The following is a 7,751-nucleotide window of genomic DNA, read 5'->3' as shown; positions in this document are numbered from 1 at the left end:
AAAAAAGAAGTTGTTCTGAAATCAACAAAAGAGCCTCGTCCCCATCAAGAAGAAGCCATCAAGAAAGTCTGTGAAGGTTTAAAAGAAGCAGACCGTGGCAAGCTGATTATGGCATGTGGTACGGGGAAGACTTTCACCAGTTTGAAGATAGCAGAAACCCTTGCTGGGAAAGGCAAGCGTGTTTTGTTTCTGGTACCTTCTCTGGCTTTAGTCTCGCAAACAATCCGTGAATGGACAGCCGATGCACAAATCCCGTTGCGTTCCTTTGCGGTGTGTTCGGATACAAAAGTAGGCAAGCGTCGTAAAAACCAAGATGATATTGTTGGCATGGAAACATCAGATCTTGTTCTCCCTGCTACCACGGATGCTCAAGCCCTTGCTAAAGAAGCTTGTGAATCCCTAGCAGATGCAATGACCGTGGTCTTTTCAACTTACCATTCTATCCAAGTGATTTCGGATGCACAAAAAGAGCATGGTTTACCCGAATTTGATTTAATCATCTGTGATGAAGCACACCGTACCACTGGTGCTTCATTGGGAACTGAAGACAATGAATCTGAATTTATCAAGGTTCATGATAACAGCATTATTCGTGGTAAAAAACGTCTCTACATGACAGCAACGCCGCGTATCTTTAGTGATACTGCCAAAAGGCGGGCGGATGAGATTAATGCCGTTCTCGCCTCTATGGATGATGAAGCACTTTTTGGAAAACAACTCCATCATTATACCTTCGCGGAAGCTGTCGATAATGAACTGTTAACTCCTTACAAGATTGTGGTCTTGGGTATTAATGAAACCTATATCACACCAGCCATACAAGAGATTATTGCCAATGAAAACCATGAAATTGATTTAGATGATGCGGCAAAAATTATTGGCTGTTATAGAGCCCTTACCAAAATAGATAAGCAAGCTGCTGTTGATGATGATGATACAGAGCCCATGCAATGTGCTTTAGCTTTTTGCAAAGATATCAACACCTCTGAACATATTACAAAGCTCTTCAATAAAATTATCAAATCTCATATTGATGATTTCCTTCAAACCGTTCCCTTTCTAAACTGTGAAGTAAGACATATTGACGGAACGCAAAGCGTCAAAAAACGCAATGAGGAATTGGATTGGCTTAAAGAAGATGCGGGTCAAAATGTTTGTCGGATCTTAAGCAATGTTCGGTGTCTTTCAGAAGGGATTGATGTCCCTGCTCTTGATGCCATCATGTTTTTACACCCGCGTAATAGCCAAGTGGATGTGATACAGGCGGTGGGACGTGTGATGCGCCGTGCTCCAAATAAAAAAACGGGCTATATCATTTTACCTATTATCATTCCTTCACACTTAGAAGCCAAAAAGGCTTTAAAAAACAATAAGAGATACCGTGTTGTTTGGCAAGTTTTGCATGCTTTACATTCTCATGATGAAAGGCTTGCTCGGACAATTAATCAGATGTCTTTAGGACAAGATAGCAGCCATACGATTGAGATTATAGAGATTAAGCGTGCCAATGAATTAAAAGAGCTTACCACAACGGTTGATGAGATCTCGATACCATCCAAAACAGAAAGTTCTGGACGTGTCATTGGAACAGCAGAAAGCAAATCTCAATCGGTATCTGGAGGACAAGGAGACTTATTCCCCCGTTCTGAATTTTTTGATTTTGTCAAAGCCATTTTTCTGGATAGTTTTAAAATCACGGATTATTGGGGCATTTGGGCGAACAATGTTGCTGAGATTGCTCAAAACCATATCAATCATCTTAAAGATATGATTTCCGATGAAAAGAGTGAAGCCTTTCACGCCTTTGATGCATTCCATAAGGAATTAAAGAACAACGTCAACAGTGAAATCAAGCAAGAGGAAGCGATTGAGATGTTAGCGCAACATCTTGTCACGCGTCCCGTGTTTGAAGCTTTATTTTACGGTAATGAATTTGTACAGAACAATGCCATTTCGCAAGCCATGGATAAGATCTTAACGGAACTGGATAAAACAAATATCGAAGAGAAAACGAAAGATCTTGATCAATTTTACAAAAGTGTCATGTTCTGTACAGCAGGGATTACAGAAACTCATGCAAAACAGAATCTTATTATCAAGCTTTATGAAAGTTTTTTTGCCAAGGCATTTAAGAAAACCACAGATAAGCTTGGAATTGTTTACACGCCCGTTGAGGTTGTTGATTTTATCATTCATTCCGTTAATGATGTTTTAGAGCAAGAGTTTGGAAAAAGCTTGGGATCACGGGGTGTCTCTATCCTTGATCCTTTCACCGGAACGGGTACTTTTATCACGCGGCTGTTACAATCTAAACTGATCAAACCAGAGGATATGGAATACAAATTCCGTCATGATATCCATGCCAATGAGATTGTTCTCTTAGCCTATTACATAGCAGCGATTAACATTGAATCGACGTATCATAGTCTTATGAAAGGAGAGTATATTCCTTTTAAACATATTGGCTTAACCGATACGTTTCGGATGCTTGAAGAGAAGAACTTACTACAGGAATTGTTTAAAGAAAACAGTGAATATTTAGAACATCAAAAGAAGATGAATATTGAAGTTATCTTTGGAAATCCTCCTTATTCAACAGGTCAAAAAAGTGCTAATGATAATGCAAAGAATACGCCTTATCCGATATTAAATGACCGTATTGATGAAACTTACGCCGCTCAATCTAAAGCAAGCCTTATGCGAAATCTTTATGATAGTTATATTCGTGCCATTCGCTGGGCTAGTGATCGTATTGATAATGCTGGAGTAATCGGTTTTGTTTCTGGTTCTGGTTACATAGAAAAGTCAACAATGGATGGATTACGAAAATCTTTAGCCAAAGAGTTTACGAGCATTTATGTGCTTAATTTACGGGGGGATCTTCGCAAAAATATGTTAAGCAATGGAAGAGCTCAAGAAGGTGAAAATATTTTTGGCAATGGTAGTATGACCGGTATTGCTGTAACCTTGTTTATCAAAAATCCCAATGCTATTGGACCTTGTAAAATTTACTATCATGATATTGGTAATAATCGTACGATAAAAGAAAAACTTACAGCTCTGGAATGTTTTGGTAGTGTTGGTGGCATTACGGATAAAAAGGGCTGGCAAGTAATTGCACCAGATAAGCATGGTGATTGGATACATCAACGTGATGAGAGTTTCGAAACATTCCTAGCTTTAGGAGATAAGAAAGGACATAATAAAAAGCTCTTTAAAACGTTTTCTTGTGGTATCTCAACTAGCCGTGATGCGTGGGCATATAACTCAAGCCGTGAAGCTTTAGCTAAAAATATGCGTAATATGATTAATTTTTATAATAGTGAAGTGAAACGTTTTAATGATATTTATCACACTGACTGTAAAACACGTACAAAAATTGTAGATAATTTTGTAAATTCAGATGCTAAAAAAATCAGTTGGAGTCGTTCTCTTAAACAACAATTAATTAGTGGAAAGATTTTCGAATTTGAAGATAAATACCTTATTCAAAGCCTCTATCGCCCTTTTACACAACAGTGGCTTTATTACAATCGCATTTTTAATGAGAGAGTTTTACAATTCTCTATAGGGAAAGCGGTAAAAAATAAGGTAATACAAGTTACAGGCGTAGGAGCAAGAAGTGGATTTTCTGTTTTGATGAGTAAGGATTTACCTAACCTTCACGCAATAGATACAGGTCAATGCTTTCCAAGATACTTTTATGAAGATATTACCTCCTTAAAATCTAAAGATAATAACCAGTCACATTTATTTACGAATTCTATAGAAAAAAGCAACAATGCTGATTTACAACGCCGTGATGCCATTACAGATGCGGGATTAGCACATTTTAAAGCAGCTTATCCTAATGAAACCATAACAAAAGATGATCTATTCTATTATGTTTACGGTCTTTTGCATTCGGAAGATTATCGCGCCCGTTATGCTGATAATTTATGCAAAGAATTGCCTCGTATCCCTTGTGTAAAGAGTGCTGATGATTTTTGGAAGTTTGTAACAGCAGGGCGTGAACTGGGTCATTTGCACGTAAACTATGAAACTGTAGAGCCGTATCCAGTGACCTTTAAAAAGGGTAATCCAAAAGTTACAGAGATCTCTAATCCAGAAAAGTTTTATTATGTAACTGAAATGAAATTCGCAAAAATTAAGGATAGTAAAGAAAAGGATAAAACCACTGTTATTTATAATAGCAATATCATCATGACAGATATCCCTCTTGAAGCTTATGCGTATATCGTTAATGGCAAGCCTGCTCTTGAATGGGTTATGGGGCGTCAATGTGTAAAGATTGATAAAAAGAGTGGCATTGTTAATGATGCTAATCGCTATGCTGTTGAAACCGTTGGCAACCCTGCCTACCCTCTAGAGTTATTTCAAAAGGTTATTACCGTAAGTTTAGAAACAATGAAAATCGTAAAAAAACTACCAAAATTGGAAATAAGAGAAACTGAATAACTTATAAAGCATGCTCACATAATGGGTATGATAAACTCATAAGGGGTATAAGGTTTTATACCTATAGGTTCTTATATCCCTTTTATAAATTGCTGACATACAATCTTTAAAAGGATAATTTATCATGCGTTATTTAAAAAGAAGAAACTTGCACTTTTAGATACTCTTATTTACATTGCCTTTAAAAGATTAAACCGTAATCTAAAATGAGTGCTTTATTGTTATCAGAAGCTTTATTTAAAGAGGGTTATGTATATTCATTTTCTTATATTACTTATAGGTTTTGAATGTTTCTACCCCCCCAAAAACCTTACAAAACATAGAGCATTAGTTGAATTTATAGGTTGTACTATTGATATAGGTTGTTTTTTGAAAAATTGATAAAAAATAACATATTGAAATATAATGACTTTTATTTTTTATTGAAAAATATGTAAAGGGGGGCGTAAAAAGCACCTCCAAAACTCATAACCATAATGGTCTTGATAGCATTTATTATGATTATAATCCCTTTCTTTTGAAAGGCTTTAAAAGATCACATACTCTCATAAGACATGTTTTAATCATTCACTAAATGATCACTTTTGTCGATTCAATGTACTGACATAAACTGACAAATATATATTTACAGTTGTATTTATTTGTTATGGCTGTTTTAATAAGTTGTATTTTGAAAAATTGATAAAACTTAACTTATTGAAATATAATGATTTTAATTTTCTCTCATTTAAAAAAAATGATATAGGTTCTAAAAAGAACTGACAAAAATGACAAAAGTTTATTAAAAGGGATTTTGCTCATCTCTATAATGATCAGTTTCTATTGAGATGTTTTCATAAGTGTTTTCATAACGGTCTATAAATCACAATTATCATATATCCTATTTATCATTTCTCTTATGAACATGAAAAATGATGCCATGGCTATAAAGCATATAACAGCTATAGAAAAAGCAAAAATGCAAATGAAAGCATTTGTTATAAAGACAGTCCCTATAAGGCTGTTAAGTCTAAAATGTGTTATTAAAAGAAATTAACAGAAATCTTAAAATCCATTTAGTGACAAAATTGATAGGTTATAAAGTTTAAAATACGCATTATGAGAGCGTTTTTAAATATTATAAATGTATAGATTCAGAAAATACGCAATCGTTTCATAAAGCCCATAATATAGCTTTAAAAGCACATAAATATAAAAGAAGCAATTAATAAGCATAAGATATTATCAATACATAACGTATTAAAAAAAATACAAAAAAGATAAAATATTGTTTGACAATAAATACGTATTTTGTTATATAAATAATCAAGTGATAGAAACACTTAGTGATTAGCGGATAGGTTACGAAACAGCCTCTCCCATGCCTTTAAAATACTGACTTTCTTTTATGCTTTTGTTAGTATATGAGAATTTTGTCGGGTGTGGTTATGCCATACAATACCCTTTCAAGGGGAAAGCATACAGCGGACTAATCACCGTGTTTCTAGCGCCCGACGCCCATTAGGGGGTCAATAGAAACCTTTTATGATTAGAAAGAATTTAAAATGACAAATTCAAACACCTCCCCCGTTATCTCTTCTATTTCAAATGAAACTGTGCTTGTTAATAAACAAAATCCTGCAAAAAAATACGAATTTATTGATGATTGTGAATATATCGATGGTCATTTCTTAACTCGAATTAGAGCCTTAAGAGATTTTGATGATGTCAAAAAAGGCGATTTAGGGGGGTATATTGAAAATGAAAGCAACTTATCTCATGAGGGCAATTGCTGGGTTTATAATAAAGCACGGGTCTTTCAAAATGCACGCGTCTTTGGAAATGCTAAAGTAAAAAGCTTTTTTGTTGATGTCTATGGTAATGCTCAAATTTATGGAAATGCTATTTTTGAAGGTATGACATTAAAGGACAATGCAAAACTTTCAGGCAATGCGCATGCTAACAACGCCGTTGTAATTGAAGGCAATGCACAAATTTATGATAACGCCCGTGTCACTGATCATGCTCATATTTCCGATAATGCTGTCATTTGTGATGATGCCCATGTCGGAGGCAATGCAAAAATAAGTGGCTCTGCTTACATTTGTGATGAATCACGTGTTTTTGATGATGCCGTTATTTGTGATGCTCTTATCTCTGGTTCTTCATATATTCATAGCAATGCCTCTTTAACAGCTAATGAAGATATGTGTGATGATGCATATCCTGAGTTTGGTAGCGAAGATGATTATTATCGTCATGAGTATTATGCTGATTTTGAAGGGTATTATGACGATGATGATAACAGCGAATATGAAAGTGATGCTGCGTAAATGACACGCGCGGGCGCGGCGGGGGCGCCCTCCTTCTAAATATTTCATTTTAAAAATTTAAATCTCTATAAAGGAATTGTGCTCATGCAAAAGAAGTTTGCACTCACAAATGAAACGCGTGTAATTAATAATCATACCCTTTATCGCATTAAAGCATTAAAAGACTTTGCTGATGTTAAAGCAGGTACTTTAGGGGGCTTTATTGAAAAGGAAGATAACCTTTCTCATGATGGCAATTGCTGGGTTTATGATAATGCTTGTGTTGTAAAATCTGGTCGTGTTTATGAAAATGCAAAGATATATGGCAATGCTGCCATTGGTGGTTTTGTTTATGGCAATGCGCATGTATATGATAAAACCCGCGTGTATTTTGGAGCTCATGTTTATGATAATGCGCATCTTTCTGATAAGGTGTGGGTTTATCAATATGCAAGGGTTTATGGGAATGCAAAATTAACAGGAAGTGCACGCATTTATAGCAAGGCTGAGGTTTATGATCATGCTGTTGTAAGTAGCTCTTCAAAAATTTATGGCAAGGTTTATGGCAATGCTAGCGTGGGTGGGTATGTTAAGGTCTATGGTTCTGTTTATGGGAATGCAAAAGTGACTGGTTATCACACCATTAGAGGTTTGGTACATGGCAATGCAAGGTTAAAAAGAGATGGTTATTCATATGTCAAACAAAACTTTTATTATGCATATGGAATTCCTGAAGATTGTGAAATTTATGAAAACGATACCGTTGTAAAGATTATTGAAAATAACGCTGCGTAAAGACGCGCGGGCGCGGCGGGGGCGCCTGCTTTTTAAGCAAATTTTCCATTCCAAATTTTATCAAATGTTTATCACATTAAATTGTGAGGGTATCTCTATGTGCAAAAAATATGAATTAACCAGTGAAATCAAAAAAATCAAACATGCTCTTACTCGAAATATTATAACTCTTTATCGCATTCGTGCTTTAAAAGATTTCGATGATAT

At 35.3% G+C, this 7,751-nt stretch carries 3 protein-coding genes; all 3 read left to right on the top strand.

Annotation, left to right across the window (positions count from 1 at the left end; translation table 11 throughout):
• On the top strand, positions 1-4,458 hold a 4,458-nt coding region (locus ACFINK_RS08995; protein ID WP_375638854.1), incomplete at its 5' end, for a type ISP restriction/modification enzyme.
• Between the two features lie 1,544 nt (positions 4,459-6,002).
• A complete protein-coding gene (locus tag ACFINK_RS08990) occupies positions 6,003-6,770 on the top strand; it encodes an LbetaH domain-containing protein (RefSeq protein WP_375638852.1) in 768 nt (255 codons plus the stop codon).
• An 84-nt stretch (positions 6,771-6,854) separates the two neighbouring features.
• Complete coding sequence (locus ACFINK_RS08985; protein ID WP_375638851.1) at positions 6,855-7,544, top strand: hypothetical protein; 690 nt, start codon at positions 6,855-6,857, stop codon at positions 7,542-7,544.
• Positions 7,545-7,751 lie beyond the last annotated feature (207 nt).

Source organism: Bartonella sp. AA16NXGY, assembly GCF_042197325.1.
GTDB lineage: Bacteria > Pseudomonadota > Alphaproteobacteria > Rhizobiales > Rhizobiaceae > Bartonella.
This window is presented reverse-complemented; position numbering and strand designations above follow the sequence as displayed.